Source organism: Candidatus Albibeggiatoa sp. nov. BB20 (assembly GCA_016744725.1).
Classification (GTDB): Bacteria; Pseudomonadota; Gammaproteobacteria; order Beggiatoales; family Beggiatoaceae; genus Albibeggiatoa.
Window position 1 is genome coordinate 1 of record JADGDW010000069.1, and the last position, 19,165, is coordinate 19,165.

Consider the following 19,165-nt stretch of genomic DNA (forward strand, 5'->3'; position numbering starts at 1 on the left):
GCGCAGTACGGCCTCAACCAGTGTCAATCGTTTACTGCAAGCATCTTTAGAAAACGCGATGCTAAAACAAGATTTAGAAGGTTTACGAGACATTATCAACCGTCTAGGACAACAAAAAGACATTAAAAGCGCATTTATTATCAATCCTATGCAAGAAATCCGTTTTGCATCTGACCCTAGTTTATTAGGCAAGTATTTGCATGAATTACCCAATTCTGGATTTAAATTTAATAATATATTTCAACCTTCAACCCAGTTTATTATTAATGAACATGGTGAAGAGGTGTTGCGCAGTATTAATCCTGTACATAACAAACCTCAATGTATTAAATGTCATGGTTTGATTCAAGATAATCCAATTAATGGGATTTTGTTTGTAGATTATGATGGTGGTGCGATTAAGCAGAAAGCAGAACGAGGTATTTGGGCTTTAATTGGAGCGGGATTATTTGTGGTTTTATTGTCTATTTTGGTGGTTGGATGGTTTATGCACCGCTTTGTATTAGCACCAATTCAAGAATTGGCTGAGGCAACCGTTGCTATTGCAGATGGTTATTTATCAACTCGAATTAAAAATAACAGCCATGATGAACTCGGAAAACTTGCACATTCACTCAATGTGATGGCGGAAAATTTACAGCGTAGTTTGCGTGAAATCAAAGAGCAACGACAATTTTTACAATCTTTGATTGATGCTATTCCTGATGGGATTCGGGTGATTAATCAAAATTATGAAATTATCCAAGCCAACAAAGCATATCATGAGCAATTACATTTAAAAAATGGTTCGAGTATTCAAACAACATGTCATCATTCTAGTCATGCACGTCAACAACCTTGTCCTGCAACTTTGGTGATTTGTCCCTATCATGAAATTAACAAGAACCTTGAGCCGCTAAAAATTATCACTGAATATCAACGTGATGATGGCGAAACACTGCCTGTTGAAGTATGTGCTGCACCAATGCAAGTTGAATTTAATGGGCAAAAAATGTTATTTATTGTGGAATCCATCCGTGACTTAACTCAAACCATAGATTTTTCTCATGAACAAAAATTATCCTCAGTAGGGCAGTTGGCTGCAGGAGTTGCCCATGAAATTTATAATCCTTTATCTTCGATTCGTTTAGCACTGCAATCGTCATTACGTGAGGTAGACAGTGACGAGCCTAACTGTGAACGCATGTCGAGTTATTTACGAGTCGTTGATAAGCAAATTGATAAATGTATTGATGTCACTCAACGTTTATTAAAATTATCTGCAACAAGCTCCGATCGTGCGCAATTAATTTCACTAAATGAGGTGATTGACGACACGGTTTCTTTACTCAATTATGAGGGGCAACTGCAAGATATTACAATGTCAATTGAAAATCCTCACCAAAAAAATTATCGAATTTTAGCCTCTGAAAGCGATATGCGAATGCTGGTATTAAATTTATTCCAGAATGCTTTTCATGCTATGCCGCAGGGTGGTGAAATTACAGTCGATCTATTTGAGCAAGATAGTGGTATCGTCACATTTGCGATTCAGGATACAGGTGTTGGTGTTCGAGCTAGTGAATTGGATAAAATTTTTGATCCTTTTTTCAGTCATCGTGCTGATGGTGTACAAGGAACAGGCTTAGGTTTGACGATTTGCCGTAGTATTGTGGAGCGTTATCAAGGTCAAATTGAGATCAATAATGACCCACAAATTGGTTGTCAATTCATTATCACTTTGCCGCTAGCAGAACAGGTATCTGGTTTTAGCACGAGAGAGTAAATGTTTTTGAATTGTAATAGATTGATAAAGCGGATATATTTGATTTTGAAGCTAATTTATCCAATTTCAGAGCAAGATGTTGAATGCTTTAAACCCTGAGATTATTAGGAAATTAAAAAGATAAGTATTATGTAGGTTAAACTGTCCCCAAGACTGGAGCAAATAAATATATTACTTATTTTGGATCAAAAACATGCTAAGCAAACAAATCGAACAAGCACATCAACTTATTGCACAATATTATAAAAATGGTCAGTTGGAAGAAACCAAACAACTTTGTTTACAAATACTGAATGTTTTACCTCATGATATAAAGGCATTACGGGTCTTGGGTGTGGTCTCTATAGTGCAAGAGCAATATGCTCAAGGCTTAGATGCCTTACTCAAAGCCGTCCAATCTACGCCAAACGATTACCGCTCCCATGCCAATCTTGGTTATATTTACCGTGCTCTCAATCAATTTGATAAATCTATTCCATATTATCAACAGGCATTAGCCTTATATCCAGATAATAAAACCTATCAAAAAGAGTTGGAAGCAACTCAGAAAGAATATGAAGTTGCAAAGATTGATTTTCCAGCACAACGCCAAGTCATTGAAATAATGAAAGCGTCAGGCGAAGCCATTTTTTCTCAGTCAAAAGACTCAAAGCCGATTAACATTGTATTCTTTCACGTTGATACTGAAAAAACGCCACTTGCATTTAGTAAACATACTGATTACAAAAGCATACTCTACAATGTTGCCCAAGTTGCACATCACTTTATGCCAGATTGCAAAGTCATTTTATATACAGATGAACATACCGTTTTTGATTCATCAAGGTTAAGCTATATTGATGATGTTGTTCGCAGCCCAATCATTGCTGAGCATCCTATGTATGAAAGAATGCGAGTGCGTCATGACTATTTCACCTCTGATAAATTTGATAAAGACACGGTATTTATAGATACAGATATTATTTTTAATCAAGATATTAGTAACGTTTTTACAAATGATTTTGACATTGCGCTGACGTTTCGTATCTTCCCTATGATGCCATATAATGAGGGCGTTATGTTCGCGAAACATAGTGATGCTTCAATCCAATTTAACCAAAAGCTACTTGATTGTTTTGATTTGCTAGAGCAGCAGGACGCTACTAAAAATATGTTTCCACAAGGGATTCGAGCTTGGCGTGGAGGGCAATTGTCTATTGCTAAATTGATAGGGATTAATGCTGTTGATTTATTAGGGCTTGAGTACGCTAAACTGCTGCTTGATGACATCGAAATATCTTTACTGCCTTCAAATCAATACAATTTCACCCCAGCAAGTGATATTGAATATACGCCTGAAGAATTAAAGCAAAAAGCGGTTATTCACTTCAAAGGGGCAATCAAACAATCTAAAGGGGCTGAAAATAGTGTGAAATGGTATGTAGAACATATTTTAGGGATTAAATGGATATAACAGTTGTATTTTAGGCTTAAAAAAAGGGCTGAACAATGCTGTCCAACCCTTTTTTAACATCTTACAATATTGCCGAAAAATTAATTTTCGATATTAATATTCTGTAAGTTTTTTTGTAGTAATGAATGATAAGCCGCCTGTTGCATTAAGCTATAGTTGAATTTATAGCTTGCTTGAGGGATTTGGCCGCGAGGATAAACAATGCCCGTTTTAACCAATAGCTCTAAGCCTGTTTGTAGTGATTTTTCATCGCTATCCCACAAACGTACTAATGTATCGTAGCGGAATTCACGTCCTAAGACTGCACCAAACTGAGCTACTTTCTTCGCAGCTTTCAACTCATCCAATGGCATCATCAATGCGCTGTATAATACAGGTGGGAATAAATTCACCATAACTGCATCAATATCTTGGGTTTGGACTGTATGTCTAGCCAATGCTTCCGCAAATAAAGGAATACCATCACTATGTTCAAGCAACTTCTGACGGGTTTCTTCATCAACTTCAACGTCAGAGTCATCTATGATACTACCCATTAAACTTGCAGTGTCTTTATTTGACAAGCGTGCTAATTGTAATGAGGTTGTATGTGAATAATGTGGCCATGATGGTCTGAACTCTGGACGCGCTGTGACCAAGGTTAACAACTGAGTGCCATATTCTTGCTGTTCCAACAACAAACTTAATAAAGAAATAGTTGCATTATCAGCCCATTGCAAATCTTCAATCACAAGTAATACAGGGCATGTTTGTGCTAAATGTTGCAATAAGGCTAAAGCACCTTGCACTATCTGCTCTTGTAAATTCTCCATATCAGAAGGCTCTGCGACTTCATCACCATTCAACTGTTGAATTAACCAATTTAAACCCGCAGCTCTTTCACTTTCTTCAGTTGATGCTAATTCACCAATACTTCCTGCTAAAATGGTTTGAGAATGACATGCCCATAAGTTTTGTAACATCAACATCAATGGACGCAATGGTTGATTTTGATAAAATGTCATGCACTGTGCTTTTAACATCATCGGTTTGTTGCTGCGATCATATTCGCTGATGACACGTTCCGTAAGCGCATGAACAATACGAGATTTACCAACACCCATTTCACCATGGATGAATACAAACCGCGCCATACTGTCTTCTTGAGCTGCTTGCCAATTAACCCATAAAGTTTCTAATTCCAACTGACGATTAACCAATGGGGTTAAAGCTTTACGTTGTAATGCGCAAGAAGCTTCTAAGTGATTTTGTACCCCAGTTTCACCTAATACTTGGTAAATTGTCGAATTTGTTTTTGAATAAGACGGCTTATCAACGGTTTTAGTTAAGAAATAACCTTTCACAATCTCATAGGTTTCAGGGCTAATATAAATCCCTTCAGGTGTTGCATGACGTGCAAGTTGCTGCGCTAAATCACGCGGTGGGCCTATCACATCAACATCCACTTTAGTTTCACTACGGGCAATATCTACAATGGCAAATCCAGTATGTACCCCGATTGAAAGCTGTGTTGTTTCAGCAAATTCAGTTTGGGCAAAGTTTTGTTGGATTGTTAAACCCGCTTGCACTGCCCAAAAACTACTACCTTCGTATTCTTGCGGACAACCAAATACCAACAAAGCACCATAATCATCTTGCTGTACAGGTGTTGCACGTAACATGCTGACTTGTTTCGCTATAAAAGATTGCATGGCTTGACGGCGTGTATACCACGCTTCAGGGTCAAGTTCTGGCTGTTTATCTTGAATATGGCAATAAAGTAAAGTAACCTGACGACGTTCTGAATGACGTACTACGGTTTTTGCTTCAATTTCTTCAGGCGTATCCAAGTCTTCCATACGTGGTGTTTGCAAGGCTTTGTTACGATTTTCCAAAATTTCTTGCAATGAAGGAACAACTTCACGCCTTTCTTTAAGCTGCTGAGTATAAAGATTATATTGAGCAATCGCTTCACTTTGCTGGCCTGTTTTATTGAACAAGACCATCATCATTTGTTGCGCGTCCTCATGATAAGGTTCTAAACGCAATAAACGGTTAATTGCATCAATACTCGCGGTGTAGTTACGCTGTTCTTGGTAACGTAAAGCAAGATTATATAAAGTCTGAACGACCAAGTTATGTACGTGTTGACGTTCTTGTTTCACCCATTGTTCAAATACTTTCTCTTCAGGTACTTGGAAGCCTTCTAGGAAAGGACCTCGATACAATTGCAAGGTTTTTTCAAGATAATCAGCAGTTTTAGGTGTCGCACGTAGGGCATTTTTTAGGCTTTCAACATCTAGTGTGTAGTTAGAACCATAGTTAAATGCCACGCTGTGACGATTGATTGCAAGGAAATCTCCAAGCTTTTGTTTACGCAAATGACTGAGTGTTACCCGCAAATTATTTTTTGCATCACTGCCTTCAATTTTACCCCATAACAATTCAAGTAAAGCAGAACGCTCATGCGCGTGGCCTGTTACTGCAAGGTAATAAAACAATGCCTGTGCTTTGTGGAAAATCATTACAGGTTCATCATTGAGTAAAATTTGTGGTTTACCCAGTAATTTGAGTGTAAGTTTATCTGACATAAAACCCTCCCTAAATTTGAAAATTTAGGCGTGCCATTATTTAAATTTAAAATGGGGGAAAGCAATCAAATATTCAGTACGAACAAATAGAATCACATACTTTTTTTAGTATTGTGATATTGACTGAGCCCCATTCAGTATTATATTCAGGATGTTAAGCATCCCTATTATTATTATTTCAGGTATATCCATTTTCACTTAGCTTAGCATTATACTTAAAATATCTAAGAGTATATTCTTACCTATGATGTAAGAAATATTATTGAACACTACTGAAACTAATTTCAATTATAGCATTAATTATTATTTAAACAACTTAATTTGGTCACAAAACAAGTTGAAAATAGCCTCATAAGTTAAATAATTAATGTTTAAAAGGCAATAGACAAGGGCTATCATTAGTTTTTAGTCTCAAATATTAATACATCTATCAAGGAATGTATTGACAAATACCATATAAAATTAAGTACTAGAAAATACAATGTTATAGGAATATTTAAATCATCAATTTTTTTATATATAAGCTGATATAGCCAGCGATTTAAAATCGTTTAGTTGGAGTGCTGAATATTGCGTTTAATTAATATACTTATTTTTAATACTAGCTGATTGCTGGTAATTTATTGCACTCTTATTGTATTTTGAGTATTATATTTTTTTATCTATATGTATTTCATAATATAATATTATGAAACTGGTTTAAATAAGGAGTGCAATACCAGAAAGGATTTAATTAAAAATATGCAATATTAAAATAAACATAAAAATAAAAAGGTAATTAAGAAATTAATCTTTATCGGCATCAATAAATAAGTGCACTTAGCGGGGTTCATTGTAACAAATGCAACCAAGTCAAACATAATGATAATATCAAATTAAAGATTTTATAAACAGTTGACAAAACTGATAATTTAATTATGGCATAAACATAAATATTATATTTATAGGACTTGTATCATTTTTAGTGAAAATAAAGCAGTTAAATTATCAAAAATAGACATCCTAACTATCCTAAACCGAACCTATTGTCATATCATTTTTTTCTATTCATCCCATTCAGGCTTGAATCGTAACGTGATTTATTACTATTATTAGCTTTCGAGCTTCTCAATTATAAAAATGACCTCTGGAATTGACCTGATTTCAAGTGTTGTTGGCGATAAGCTATTTCATTCACCCTGTAGGATTTGCTTTTTGCACTATGTTAAACCCTGACCAACATGAATATCATCAACATCACTCATCCCCTTCGTACTGTCAACAAGCTCATTGCAGTTGGGCTGAAGAGTGGTATTTTTCTTGCCGCATTATTGCTATACAACACACTCTATATCGATACTTGCTTGGCAGCCCCTTTCATCGAAGAAAATAAAAATAGTCAGGAATTTATCAGCTCCGATAGCAGAGAAAATGAAACTTCAAAAGATGAATAATTATGTCTAGCTTTGTTGATGGTTATCAATACGATATTTTTGTTAGTTATGCCCACGTTGATAATGCTCCTTTGCCTGGTGCTGAACAAGGTTGGGTCTCGACACTGATTAATGGACTAAGGAATCACTTAGGCCAGAAATTAGGCCGAGCTGATGCTTACCAATTATGGTTGGACACAAATGAGCCAGCGAATGCACAATTCATCTTAAGGAGACAGCAGTATGTATCTGAATCTGCATTATTACTGATTATTTTATCCCCTGCCTATTTAGCATCTGATTGCTGTATGAATGAGCTAAATCACTTTATCTCACAAGTAGGAATTGATGCAGGACGGGTTTTTATTGTTGAACATGATTATATTGAGACCAATGAACGTCCATCATTATTGGAAACTATTATGGGCTATCCATTTTGGATTCGAGATAATATGACCCAACAAGTACGCAAGCTTGGTGTACCGAAACCAAATCCAGAGCGTGAATTTGAATATTATCAACGCTTAGATGATGTGGCGCGAGAAATGGTGAATAAATTAAAATCTATACAGCAAGTTGTCCGTCCTAGTGTTGAAAATTCGACATTGACGACAACCGTGTTTTTAGCGGCTGCCACTGAAGATTTAATTGAACAACGTAGTAAAATTAAGCGTTACCTTACTCAGCAAAATATTCGCGTGTTGCCAGAAAATAGCACTGGATTCAACCCTAATATTGTACAAGATTTAGAGCAATCTCAACTATTTATTCAACTTCTCAGCGATAAAACTGATGGTGGTTATACCGTATTTCAATATCGACAAGCCAAGCAAGCTAAACTTAATATTCTGCAATGGCGACCTCAATCCATTGATATAAATCGTATTCAAGATGCAAGTCAACGTGACTTATTATTGACAGATACCGTCGTGGTAATGGGGCTGGTAGAATTCCAACACTATGTTAGTCAACAAATTAATAAATGGCAGCAAAGTGAAGCCGAACGGCAACATCAAGCCCAATTCTTGCAACAGACTCAGCAGCAAACTGAGCAAGACATTGTTGTATTCATTGATGCCAATCCTGATGATATGAGTTTAGGACAGCAAATCAGTGAAGTACTTCAAAATTACGGCATAGCATATACTCTACCATTATCGATTACACCTGAAACCAAAGCCGCAGAAATTCGTAAAGATTTAAAAAATAACCTGCTATACAGTGATGCGTTATTAGTGCTTTACGGCGATGCAACCCCTGAATGGGTACGCGGACAACTTTGGGAGGTACGACGTTTACAAGGTAATCGAAAACAATCATTAAAAGTATTAGCTGTCTTTAATCAGCTCAGTCAGCATAAACCGCCGTTAAATATGAACTTACCTAATATGCGTTTATTAGAATGTTCATCAACGCAGCTAACAGACCAGTGTTTGCGAGATTTCATACAGGCTTTACAACAATGAGTGAATACCCTTATCCAGGCTTACGTCCTTTTGCACGCAATGAAACTGATATTTTTTTCGGGCGTGAAATCCATGTTGATCAGCTTATTGAACAATTGGATCAAGGCGAAAGGCAATTTTTAGCTGTTGTAGGCCCTTCAGGTAGTGGTAAATCCTCTTTGGTGCGTACGGGGTTGCTATCTGCATTAGAACAAGGTTTATTTGCCAGTGCAGGCTCACGCTGGAAAATTGCCGAAATGCACCCCAGCCGCCAACCCTTTCAACAATTAGCCAGTGCTTTATTAGCTGAGAATGTATTAGGTAAAGAATATTTAGCCCAATTTGATGGCAGGCTATCTTTACCCGAAGGGGTTGTTTATTTGCAATCTAATCATTTATATCGTGGGCCTTTTGGCTTACATGAATTTCTCCAACAAACCCCATTGCCACCCCGTACCAAGTTATTGATTGTGGTTGACCAATTTGAAGAGTTATTTCGCTATGGCAGCATTCACCGAGATGACGTAACCGCTTTTGTAGCCTTATTATTACAAGCTTGCCAACATCCTAATGTCTATGTTGTGATTACCATGCGTTTAGATTTTTTAGGAGAATGCCAGCAATTTCATGAATTACCTGAAGCCATCAGCCAAGGCTTATTTTTAACCCCACGTTTGCAACGCGACCAATTACGAGAAGCGATTGAACAGCCAATAAAAGTATTTGATGGAGAAATTGAACCTGCTTTAGCCAATTGTCTGCTCAATGACATGAATGATGACCCTGATCCATTACCTTTGATGCAGCATGTTTTAATGCAGATGTGGTGGCAATGTCAGGCAGAAGGTAAAAATAAGCTGACTTTAAGTCATTATCAACAATTAGGTGGTTTGACCCAATCGCTATCACGTCATGCCGATAAAGCGTTTACCCAATTAGATTCCAAACAACGTTATATCGCAGAAGTATTATTCAGAAATTTAGGTGAAAGCATTATTGACCGTCCTGATTTACGTCATCCAATTCGTTTAGGTGATGTGGCTACATTGGCAGAAGTAGAATGGCAGCAAGTCGCTGAGGTGGTTGATGTGTTTCGCTGTTCCAGCCGCCGTTTTTTGATGCCTGCCCCTGAAGTACTTTTGAAACCGAATACTCTGATTGACATCACACACGAAAGTTTAATTCGCCATTGGGTACGTTTACAAGCATGGACAAATAAGGAGCGTGAATCAGTCAAACTCTATTTGCGCTTAACTGATTGTGCAATGCGTTGGAAACAAAATGAAGCTGAATTATGGGCAGGGGTCGATTTAGCGTTAGCCATACGCTGGCGTGACCAAGAGCATCCAAATAAAGTATGGGCACAACGCTATACTGACACTGAAGAATTCCCCATTGCTTTAAAATTTTTACAAGCCAGTGAAAAAGCTCAGCAAGAGGCAAAAGAACGCCAATTACAAGCAACAAGATTAGTTGCATTAGGAGCAATTTTAATTGCCATTATATTAGGCTTATTAGCGAGTTATAGCTATGTTGAAGGTGAAAATGCCAAACAAGCAGAGCATCTTGCAGAACAAGCTGAACAGAAACGGACTGAAGAATTATTCCAATCTAAGTTGACCCATGCAGGTTTATCAGCCCAAATTGATAATTATGCTCAAGCGCGTGAACTGCTTACTGCATCACAACATTTAGATGGTAAAGTTTCTGCTTCTCGAATCCATGCACGGAATTTATTGCAATGGTTTAGCTCCGAACTGATGAGCACATCACCAATCCAAACTTATACTGGTGCAAATGTACCGCTATATGCTTTAGATATAAGTCCAAATCAGCAGCTCTTAGTTGCAGGTGGTGAAAAAGGTAAATTGGTGTTGTTTGATGTGGAAACGGGTGAATTAGTCCGTGAATTTGTTGGACATGAACAGAGTGTGAAAGCCGTGGTGTTTTATGCGAGTGGTCAGTGTATTATCAGTGCAGGCAATGATGGACAGTTGATAACATGGGTTGCAGGTTCAGGTAAGGTTGTCAGCATGCAGAAAACAGACGAGCAAATTTATGCTTTAGCTTTGAGTTCAAATGGACAATATTTAGCTTCAGGCGGCAATTCTAGTCAGGTGCAATTGTGGAAGGTATTAGAAGATAAGAGTATTGAGCCTTTGTCTGTATTAACTGGGAATCGTGGTAGTATTAGCCGCATTGTATTCAATAAAAATGATACTCATGTTGCGGCGGTTTCTGATGCTGGTTATCCATTGATGATTTGGGATGTACAAACAGGGCTACCAGTCGGTAATAAACTCGGTTTTTCTGGTTTTCTAGCGGTAGATTATGCACCAGATAATCGGCATATTGCGACATTATGGGGTAGTAAAAATTCAGGTGGGACGGTGATTCGTTTGTTTGATACATTTACTGATAAAACAATTTATGCGTTTAAAGGTCATACTAATAATGTATTTTCATTAGAGTTTTTACAGCAAGGTAAAGTATTGGCTTCTGCCAGTCGAGATGCCACGATTCGGATGTGGGATGTGGAAAATGGTGCGGCACTAAGGGTATTACAAGGTCATCATGCCAGTATTAATATGTTGGCTTCAAATACACAACAAGATGAGTTATTTAGTGCAGGTTATGACGGCAAGGTATTGCGTTGGGATGTCGAAACCCCGTATCAGCGTATTACATTGCCTAGTGAGCCTGCTTCTGTTGCCATTTCACCTGATAATAAGTTGGTTATCGTTGGGTTTTCAGATGGTATGTTACGTTTATATAGAGCATCAGATGGAACATTTTTGGCGGAATATGCTGCTCATGGACGTGATGTTCAGCGTTTAGATTTCAGCCCTGATGGACAGTACTTAGTTTCTGCCAGTTTTGACCATTTAGCACGTTTATGGGAAGTGACTGCGGATAGTTTAGAGTTTGTACAGAATTTTGAGGGACATGAAAAGGCGGTTTATAGCGTCAGTTTTGCACCTGATAATAGGGCAATTGCCACTGCCAGTTATGATGGTCAGATTGGTTTGTTTGCGATTGGAGCAGAAAAAGGCCGTTTGTTTAAAGCGCATGATGATAGGGTGCATAGTGTTGATTTTGATCGTACGGGCACATTATTGGTCAGTGGTAGTCGAGATGGTGTCACTCGGTTATGGCATTTGGATAGTGAATGGGTTGATGAACGGCCTGTATTTGATGATATTGATAAGGTAAATAGCTCAGTAATGTGGGTTAGTTTCAGTCCTGATAATCAACGCATTGCCATCACCCAACGCAATCAATTAATTAAAATTTATGATGTGCAAGGACAACGTATAGAACAAACGTTAGAAGGCCATGAGCAAACCATACATCGCGCGATTTTCAGCCCTGATAGTCAGCAGTTAGTGACGGCCAGTGGGGATACCACGGTGCGGTTTTGGGATTTGGTAACACAGAAAGCATTGTTTAAAATTCAATTGCCTACTGTGAGTGGTAATGCATTATGGGATATGGATTTTCAGTGTTATAAAGGTGCGTGTCAGTTAGCTGTACCTTTAACTCAAGGGGAGTTGGTTTTATATGATTTGGGGAATATTTATTGATTTATCTTAGCCAAGATTACTCGCGATCAAGCTCAACTTAATAGTGTCTGCCCAAGAAATTTTGCTCTAATATATCAAGCAAGCTTGTTAAACAGAGACTACTAAGTGACAAAGCTGATTAACAAGTTTGATTCAGTTCGGAGATCATACTCGCTATTCTTTAAAGTTATTAATGAACAGCAAGTTAACAACTTAGTCCCAAACTCTGAAATCATACAAAGAACGCAGCAAACAAGAGTAAGGGCAATACTTACTGACTATTTTCTCTGATATTTGTAATACTTTTCCCACCAATACCATAATTATCAGTACTCACCTCATCAATCTTGACTACACAAGTTTTCTCACCCCTGCCAATAATTTTTACAAAAGCATCTGTCAACGCTTTGATTAATGCCTCTTTCTGCTCTTTGGTTGCGCCGCCATCTTCTTTGGTCATTGTTACATTGATAATGGGCATTTTGAGTTTTCCTTTTTAAAAATTTAACAGTAACTAGAGTCATTTTATTTTAAAGTGATACAGAACTGGCAGTCCTCGATTTTGAAACTGATTGATATTTAAAGTGTAAAAGGACTGCCAGTCCAACACATAAACCGAAATTGACTATATCTAGCCATGCGATGCCATGAATAAACACTTAAAAATCATCGCCAATTATGGCTCAAAAACAATTCTAAGTATTGAGTTTATCAGTTCTCGCTTTTTTTCTCTGATGCTTTTGGCATACTAGATAGTGACGCTTTATAAATAAAAACGAGGAGTAATCCAATGAGTTTTGAACAAAAAACAGCAAAATGGTTTCGCATGTCAAATGAAGTTTGGGAAAGACATGCTAATCCTTGGAGCGTTTGGACACGTTATTCAGGGTTGCCACTCTTGATTATGGCTGTTTGGTCAAGGGTTTGGATCAGTTGGTGGAGTCTAATACCTATTGCTCTGGTAATCACGTGGATTTGGATTAATCCAAGACTATTTAGCAAACCCCAGTCAACAAATAACTGGGCATCAAAAGCCGTGCTTGGAGAGCGCATTTTACTCGAACATACTGCGATTCCAATACACCATTTAACCACACTTAAAGTTTTAAAATTGATAATGATGATAGGCACAGTATTAACCATCTATGGTTTAATTATGCTACATTTTTGCTTAACTATTTTGGGTGTAGTAATTGTTATATTGGGGAAATCTTGGTTTTTAGACCGAATGGTATGGCTATATCAAGATTTAGGACAATAGTGTTGCTTATCTATATTTCTATTTAAATACGAGGAGTTAGGTATTAGTTGGTATTTTTGCATTTAACAGTGGGGTTTTAACAACATTTGTGCTATATTTGACACATTGTCTAAACAAACCTATTTTTAAGGTTATTAAATCAACATGTTAAATAAAAAAACACACTATGAAATATTAGTTATTGAGCCAGAAGCTAAACCAAATGAGATTAAACAAGCAGCTCAGCAATGTCTAGCGATGGCAAAACAGGAATATGAGAAAAAAACCAATACCTATAAAAAAGCATATAGTTTATTAACCCAAAAAAATACAGATGCGAGTCTACGCCAAAAGGCCGCTAAATTATTAGGTTTGGATAATGGACAGACTGATGTTGATACGGTTAGAGAAACAACACAAGATGTTTTAAAAACTGCCAAAATGGGGTATGAAAGAAGAATTAATGAGATTAAGAGCTCTTTTGCCATATTAGGAAATGAAGAAAAGCGGGAAGCGTATGATAATCAACTCTTATTGCAACAAGAACAAGCAAACCGACGTGAAAAAGCCAGTAAACAAGCAAAGAGAGCAAAAGCCCGTAATGAAAAAAACAAGGGCGGTTTCTTAATCAAACTATTACGCTGGATATTATTTTTACTGATTATTGCAGCATTAGTTAAATTTTATTTTGATAACCAAGAACTTGTGCATCAATGGCTAATAAATTTTGGTGTGTTTAGTGAAAAGTAATATTTAGCGAATGAATTAAAAAATAGTTTTTAAATATAGTGTTTGTATATTTTATGCTAAATCATGGGCATAAATCTAAATACTATTGTATTTTATCTTTTGGATTCAATTACTTTATATTTTAATTTATATATCTTTCTTGCTTTTTTAAACTGGAGGGTATATTGCTTAGGTCATGATGACATAAAGCCTTGACTATCCCGCTTAGCTGTGTACATGCTACCCGATTAATCTATGTTAAAAAATTGTGCGATGCAATATAAGAAGTTTAAGTAAAACTACTATTTACAAAACTTATGCTTTATAATAAGATTTTTATACAACTATTATAAGTAAAGTATTGATAGCCAAAAAGTCTAAATATTAGTTATAACTAATATGTAAAATAAGACTAGACTATAACAAAAGATTATGCGTATCATATACAACTTGTAATATATTTAAATCAATAGTTACGAGAACCTACAGAGATAAGTGTTTGAGTATACTATTAAATGTATAAATACTCTATTAAGCTCCATCAGCAACCTACTCGTGGGTTCAAAATTAGGGCTTATTAGGGTAAGCAGGGGAGGGTAGGTTTACACAAGAATATTAACTTAAAAACCCTTTATATCCCTTTTTTAGCTTTAAACATTTAAAATTACCAACAAAGGAGTATTGCAATGCAACAAGACTTGGTTGAACGTATTAAAAGTAATCCAAAATATGAGGAGCTGGTCAGTAAACGCACCAGTTTCGGTTGGACGTTGTCGATTATTATGTTAATTATCTATTATGCTTTCATTTTAGTGATAGCATTTAGCCCTTCAGTATTAGGCACACCTATTAGTGACACATCTGTGATTACGATTGGGATTCCTATTGGTGTCGCAATCATCATTAGCGCATTTATCTTAACGGGTATTTATGTTTTTCGTGCGAACGGTGAATTTGACGCATTATCAAAACAAATCAAGGAGGAGGCTAAGTGAGAAAGTCTATTTTCGTTTGGTCTGCGGCATTGCTAACCGTCTTTGCTGCGACAGGTGCTATGGCTGCGGGTGCTTTAACAGGTGAAGTTGAAAAACAACCTCTTAATATTCCAGCTATTATTATGTTCTTATTATTCGTTGCAGGTACTTTAGGTATTACCTATTGGGCAGCACAACGGACAAAAACAGCAAAAGACTTTTACACCGCTGGCGGTGGTATCACTGGCTTCCAAAATGGCTTAGCAATTGCGGGTGACTACATGTCAGCTGCGTCTTTCTTAGGTATTTCTGCATTAGTATACAGAAGTGGCTACGATGGCTTAATTTACTCTATCGGCTTCTTGGTCGGTTGGCCTGTCATTTTGTTCTTAATTGCAGAACGTTTACGTAACCTTGGTAAATACACATTTGCTGATGTTGCTTCTTACCGTTTATCTCAAACGCCTATTCGTGCATTATCTGCTTTTGGTGCGTTATCAGTGGTATTGTTATATCTTATCGCGCAAATGGTTGGTGCGGGTCAGTTAATTAAATTGTTATTTGGCTTACCTTATGAATATGCCGTTATTTTAGTTGGTGTATTAATGATTTTATACGTCACATTTGGTGGTATGTTAGCAACCACTTGGGTACAAATTATTAAAGCGGTATTATTATTGTCTGGTGCAACATTCATGGCATTAGCAGTACTTTATGGTTTTGGTTTCAGTATTGAAGCAATGTTTGCTAAAGCAATTGAAGTTAAAGGCACTAACGCAATTATGGAACCAGGTGGTTTAGTTTCTGACCCAGTTTCAGCAATTTCATTAGGTATTGCATTAATGTTAGGTACAGCAGGTTTACCTCATATCTTAATGCGTTTCTTCACTGTTGCGGATGCAAAAGAAGCTCGTAAATCAGTATTCTATGCAACTGGTTTCATCGGTTACTTCTACATGTTAACGTTCATCATCGGTTTCGGTGCAATCGTATTAGTATCAACTAACCCTGAATACTTAACAGGTGAAGGCACTTTACGTGGTGGTAACAACATGGCGGCGATTCACTTAGCACATGCGGTGGGTGGCGACATCTTCTTAGGCTTTATTTCAGCGGTTGCGTTTGCGACTATTTTAGCGGTTGTTTCTGGCTTAACCTTAGCAGGTGCATCTGCAATTTCTCATGATTTATATGCAAGTGTATTCAGACGCGGTAACGTAAATGAAGCACAAGAAATGCGTATATCAAGAATGGCAACGATTGTTTTAGGTATCTTAGCTATTTTCTTAGGTATTGCGTTTGAGACACAAAACGTTGCATTCATGGTTGGCTTAGCATTCGCAATTGCGGCAAGTGCTAACTTCCCAGTATTATTCTTATCAATGTACTGGTCTAAGTTAACAACCAATGGCGCGTTCTTAGGTGGTTTATTAGGCTTGATTACAGCTATCGTATTAGTGGTAACAGGTCCTATTGTTTGGGTTGCTATCTTAGGTAACGAAGAAGCATTATTCCCTTACAAATACCCTGCATTGTTCTCCGTTTCAGTCGCATTTATTGGTATTTGGTTCTTCTCTATTATAGATAATAGTGAACGTGCTAAGATTGATCGTGCAGGATTTGAAGCGCAAAATATTCGTTGTCAAACGGGTATTGGTGCTGAAGGCGCAAGTCACTAATCTGAGGCTAAAAGAACAGCTATCTTAATAAAAGATTCATCGTTCTAAAAAATCCCCCATGAACCAAAAGTTTGTGGGGGATTTTTTTTATTGTTCACCTTGTAGCTTATATTTAATATTAGTTATTATGATTTGTTTAACTTTCAGCATGGCTAAATCTCTAAGCAACTGTAGTTTTTCATAATAACGACAGCAACGTATTTAGGTTCTGCAATTACTTTAAAATACGTTTTTTAGTCGTGGCCAAGGATGAAATAGGGATGGCATCAACAATTGCACCCGTTGTTCTATCTATTGCTGCAAGATGCTCGTTAACACTACACGTCATCGATAGATAAGCATAATCATTTGCCTTTTCACCGTGTTTTGCTACAAACTTTTGCCAAATAGGAAAATACTTACTGTCTTCAGCAGTGGCCTTAGTTAAATCCAACTCCTCATACAGCATTGCAGCAAGGTTTTGCTCGGAAATAGACTTAAATTGCTTACCAAACACATAAGGTGGAAACAATAAGTTACCTTCTGATACTTCTGATAACTGCTTATCCCATGATTGTTGTAATTCAGGGCTATTTGGCATTGACAAATAAGCTTGTGGAATCAAGAAATCATTACGTTTAAATTGCTTAGGGTCTGCATTAGCAGCTTTGACATTATTCGCAGATAAACAAACAAACATGCCATCATAATAAACTGTGAGTTTTGGACGTTCCATAAACAATAGTGCAGTTGCTCCTGTTAAAGCAAAAATTTGCACAATCAAAATAACCGCAACATCAAATTTTAGTCCCAGTTTTCCCGGCTTAAATAAAATCAACATCATGACAGGGCCAAGTACCGCATCCACCCCAATCATGATAGATAAGGGTTGCCAAATATTGTTTGTGCTGGCATAAAAATCGGGATACCACAACCATAATGCAATTGCGACAATCGTAAATACAATCAGCAAACTTGTCACTAAATGCGTGGTAAATGCTTGGATTCTCGTCATTTTATAATGCTCCAATGTTTTTTAGAAAAAATAAAGTTACAATACAACAAGTAAAGATAAGGTTAAAGCCTTGTATATCAAGATTGTGGCTCTATATCAAATTACTGGATTTTTAAAACTTAAAACAGCCTAAGGAGTGAAGTTGCCTAATGTTTGACAAAATAGAACTTTTCGTTGAAAAAAGCTTGTTTTCCAGTCGTTGGTTAATTGCCCCATTATATGTAGGATTGATGGGCGCACTTATTATTTTATTGATTAAATTTATCCAAAAATTTTACATCATTACTGATACTTTCCTTACCATGAAAAGCACCGATGTCATGTTAGGCATTTTGGGTTTGGTCGATATTGTACTTGTTTCAAATTTACTACTGATTATTATTTTTAGTGGTTATGAAAACTTTGTGTCAAAAATTGACTTTGTTCAAGGCCATGTTGATAAACCAGATTGGATGGGAAAAGTTGATTATGCTGCACTAAAAATCAAAGTGATTGGTTCAATCGTCGCTATTTCATCTATTGAACTTCTCAAGTTATTTATTAATGTCCAAAATGGTAAACTACAATCGGGCGAAATCAGTTCAGAAACAGTATATGCACTGGTCATTATTCACATGGTATTTGTAACTTCAGGGGTCTTTTTTGCGGTAATGGAGCGCATTATGCACCCTGCCCATTTATTACATCATGATGAAACTGACAAAACTAAAAACGAGCATTAAATGTTGGAAGATTCTGTTGTCATTAAACAATTAGGTTTAGTCCCGTATTTATCGACTTATGATGCCATGCGGGATTTTACCTTACAACGTGGTGAACAAACAATGGATGAACTTTGGGTTTTACAACACCCTGCGGTATATACAATGGGATTGGCTGCGAAACCTGAGCATTTATTGAATACAGGACAGATTCCGGTTGAAAATATCGATCGTGGGGGCCAAGTCACTTATCATGGTATAGGCCAACTTGTGATTTATGTTTTGATGAACGTCAAACGCAAACATTGGGGTGTTCGTCAATTGGTACAACAATTAGAACAAGCCACGCTTGATTACTTAGCCAGTGAAAATATTATTGCTCAACGCCGGGATAATGCACCAGGGGTTTATGTTGGAGAAAAGAAAATTGCGTCTCTGGGTTTACGGATTAAACGAGGTTGTAGTTATCACGGCTTAAGTTTAAATGTGGATATGGACTTATCACCGTTTCAGGGGATTAATACTTGTGGCTATGAAGGCTTAGAAGTGACTCAATTGACAGACTTAGGTGTGACTAAAGATTTTCAACAAGTCAGCCAAGACTTTGTAAACCGTCTGCTGCAAACCTTAGACTATAAAC

The 19,165-nt window shown here is 36.9% G+C and carries 14 protein-coding genes; 11 read left to right on the forward strand and 3 right to left on the reverse strand.

Going from position 1 to position 19,165, the window contains the following annotated elements; translation table 11 throughout:
• The coding region (locus ABXH34_RS09320) for an ATP-binding protein (RefSeq protein ID WP_353571604.1) at positions 1-1,765 on the forward strand (1,765 nt) is incomplete at its 5' end.
• A 193-nt stretch (positions 1,766-1,958) separates the two neighbouring features.
• Positions 1,959-3,218 carry a tetratricopeptide repeat protein gene (locus tag ABXH34_RS09325; protein ID WP_353571605.1) on the forward strand — a complete coding sequence of 420 codons (1,260 nt, stop codon included), beginning with the start codon at positions 1,959-1,961 and terminating at the stop codon, positions 3,216-3,218.
• 80 nt (positions 3,219-3,298) lie between these two features.
• On the opposite strand, the gene ABXH34_RS09330 is transcribed toward ABXH34_RS09325, so the two are convergent.
• Positions 3,299-5,788, reverse strand: a complete 2,490-nt coding sequence (locus ABXH34_RS09330) for an AAA family ATPase (RefSeq protein WP_353571606.1) — start codon at positions 5,786-5,788, stop codon at positions 3,299-3,301.
• 1,220 nt (positions 5,789-7,008) lie between these two features.
• On the opposite strand from ABXH34_RS09330, the gene ABXH34_RS09335 reads away from it, so the two are divergent.
• Genes ABXH34_RS09335 through ABXH34_RS09345 form a run of 3 tightly spaced genes read left to right on the forward strand, consistent with a single transcriptional unit; the run spans position 7,009 to position 12,229 of the window.
• Positions 7,009-7,221, forward strand: coding sequence for a hypothetical protein (locus ABXH34_RS09335; protein WP_353571607.1), 213 nt, complete (start codon positions 7,009-7,011; stop codon positions 7,219-7,221).
• A 2-nt stretch (positions 7,222-7,223) separates the two neighbouring features.
• A complete protein-coding gene (locus ABXH34_RS09340; protein WP_353571608.1) occupies positions 7,224-8,666 on the forward strand; it encodes a toll/interleukin-1 receptor domain-containing protein in 1,443 nt (480 codons plus the stop codon).
• Positions 8,663-12,229: an NACHT and WD repeat domain-containing protein gene (locus ABXH34_RS09345; protein ID WP_353571609.1), complete on the forward strand. Its 3,567-nt coding sequence runs from the start codon at positions 8,663-8,665 to the stop codon at positions 12,227-12,229. Before ABXH34_RS09340 ends, ABXH34_RS09345 begins: the two co-directional genes overlap by 4 nt.
• Positions 12,230-12,479: 250 nt before the next feature.
• Here the strand turns inward: ABXH34_RS09345 and ABXH34_RS09350 are convergent, their stop codons facing one another.
• Positions 12,480-12,689 carry a tautomerase family protein gene (locus ABXH34_RS09350; protein WP_353571610.1) on the reverse strand — a complete coding sequence of 70 codons (210 nt, stop codon included), beginning with the start codon at positions 12,687-12,689 and terminating at the stop codon, positions 12,480-12,482.
• Positions 12,690-12,998: 309 nt separating this feature from the next.
• Here ABXH34_RS09350 and ABXH34_RS09355 point away from each other — a divergent pair, with 309 nt between their 5' ends.
• The 4 genes from ABXH34_RS09355 to ABXH34_RS09370 all read left to right on the forward strand — a co-directional run bounded on the left by ABXH34_RS09355 (position 12,999) and on the right by ABXH34_RS09370 (position 16,830).
• Positions 12,999-13,469 carry a DUF6653 family protein gene (locus ABXH34_RS09355; protein ID WP_353571611.1) on the forward strand — a complete coding sequence of 157 codons (471 nt, stop codon included), beginning with the start codon at positions 12,999-13,001 and terminating at the stop codon, positions 13,467-13,469.
• 144 nt (positions 13,470-13,613) lie between these two features.
• Entirely contained in the window at positions 13,614-14,198 is a 585-nt protein-coding gene (locus ABXH34_RS09360; protein WP_353571612.1) for a hypothetical protein, read from the forward strand.
• A 665-nt stretch (positions 14,199-14,863) separates the two neighbouring features.
• Positions 14,864-15,172 carry a DUF485 domain-containing protein gene (locus ABXH34_RS09365; RefSeq protein ID WP_353571613.1) on the forward strand — a complete coding sequence of 103 codons (309 nt, stop codon included), beginning with the start codon at positions 14,864-14,866 and terminating at the stop codon, positions 15,170-15,172.
• The gene (locus ABXH34_RS09370) at positions 15,169-16,830 is read left to right on the forward strand and encodes a cation acetate symporter (protein WP_353571614.1); all 1,662 of its coding nucleotides are present in this window, start codon (positions 15,169-15,171) and stop codon (positions 16,828-16,830) included. The genes ABXH34_RS09365 and ABXH34_RS09370 overlap by 4 nt, the downstream gene beginning before the upstream one ends.
• 214 nt (positions 16,831-17,044) lie before the next feature.
• On the opposite strand, the gene ABXH34_RS09375 is transcribed toward ABXH34_RS09370, so the two are convergent.
• Positions 17,045-17,824 carry a hypothetical protein gene (locus ABXH34_RS09375; RefSeq protein ID WP_353571615.1) on the reverse strand — a complete coding sequence of 260 codons (780 nt, stop codon included), beginning with the start codon at positions 17,822-17,824 and terminating at the stop codon, positions 17,045-17,047.
• A gap of 149 nt (positions 17,825-17,973) precedes the next feature.
• Between ABXH34_RS09375 and ABXH34_RS09380 the strand changes: the two genes are divergently transcribed.
• Together ABXH34_RS09380 and lipB are read left to right on the forward strand one after the other, a co-directional pair.
• Positions 17,974-18,546, forward strand: coding sequence for a TIGR00645 family protein (locus tag ABXH34_RS09380; RefSeq protein WP_353571616.1), 573 nt, complete (start codon positions 17,974-17,976; stop codon positions 18,544-18,546).
• On the forward strand, positions 18,547-19,165 hold a 619-nt coding region (gene lipB / locus ABXH34_RS09385), incomplete at its 3' end, for a lipoyl(octanoyl) transferase LipB (RefSeq protein ID WP_353571617.1).

What these genes read in the sequence shown, in the direction of transcription:
- ABXH34_RS09325 (WP_353571605.1), top strand. Translation starts at nt 1,959, where the DNA reads ATGCTAAGCAAACAAATCGAACAAGCACATCAACTTATTGCACAATAT.
- ABXH34_RS09330 (WP_353571606.1), bottom strand. Translation starts at nt 5,788, where the DNA reads ATGTCAGATAAACTTACACTCAAATTACTGGGTAAACCACAAATTTTA.
- ABXH34_RS09335 (WP_353571607.1), top strand. Translation starts at nt 7,009, where the DNA reads ATGAATATCATCAACATCACTCATCCCCTTCGTACTGTCAACAAGCTC.
- ABXH34_RS09340 (WP_353571608.1), top strand. Translation starts at nt 7,224, where the DNA reads ATGTCTAGCTTTGTTGATGGTTATCAATACGATATTTTTGTTAGTTAT.
- ABXH34_RS09345 (WP_353571609.1), top strand. Translation starts at nt 8,663, where the DNA reads ATGAGTGAATACCCTTATCCAGGCTTACGTCCTTTTGCACGCAATGAA.
- ABXH34_RS09350 (WP_353571610.1), bottom strand. Translation starts at nt 12,689, where the DNA reads ATGCCCATTATCAATGTAACAATGACCAAAGAAGATGGCGGCGCAACC.
- ABXH34_RS09355 (WP_353571611.1), top strand. Translation starts at nt 12,999, where the DNA reads ATGAGTTTTGAACAAAAAACAGCAAAATGGTTTCGCATGTCAAATGAA.
- ABXH34_RS09360 (WP_353571612.1), top strand. Translation starts at nt 13,614, where the DNA reads ATGTTAAATAAAAAAACACACTATGAAATATTAGTTATTGAGCCAGAA.
- ABXH34_RS09365 (WP_353571613.1), top strand. Translation starts at nt 14,864, where the DNA reads ATGCAACAAGACTTGGTTGAACGTATTAAAAGTAATCCAAAATATGAG.
- ABXH34_RS09375 (WP_353571615.1), bottom strand. Translation starts at nt 17,824, where the DNA reads ATGACGAGAATCCAAGCATTTACCACGCATTTAGTGACAAGTTTGCTG.
- ABXH34_RS09380 (WP_353571616.1), top strand. Translation starts at nt 17,974, where the DNA reads ATGTTTGACAAAATAGAACTTTTCGTTGAAAAAAGCTTGTTTTCCAGT.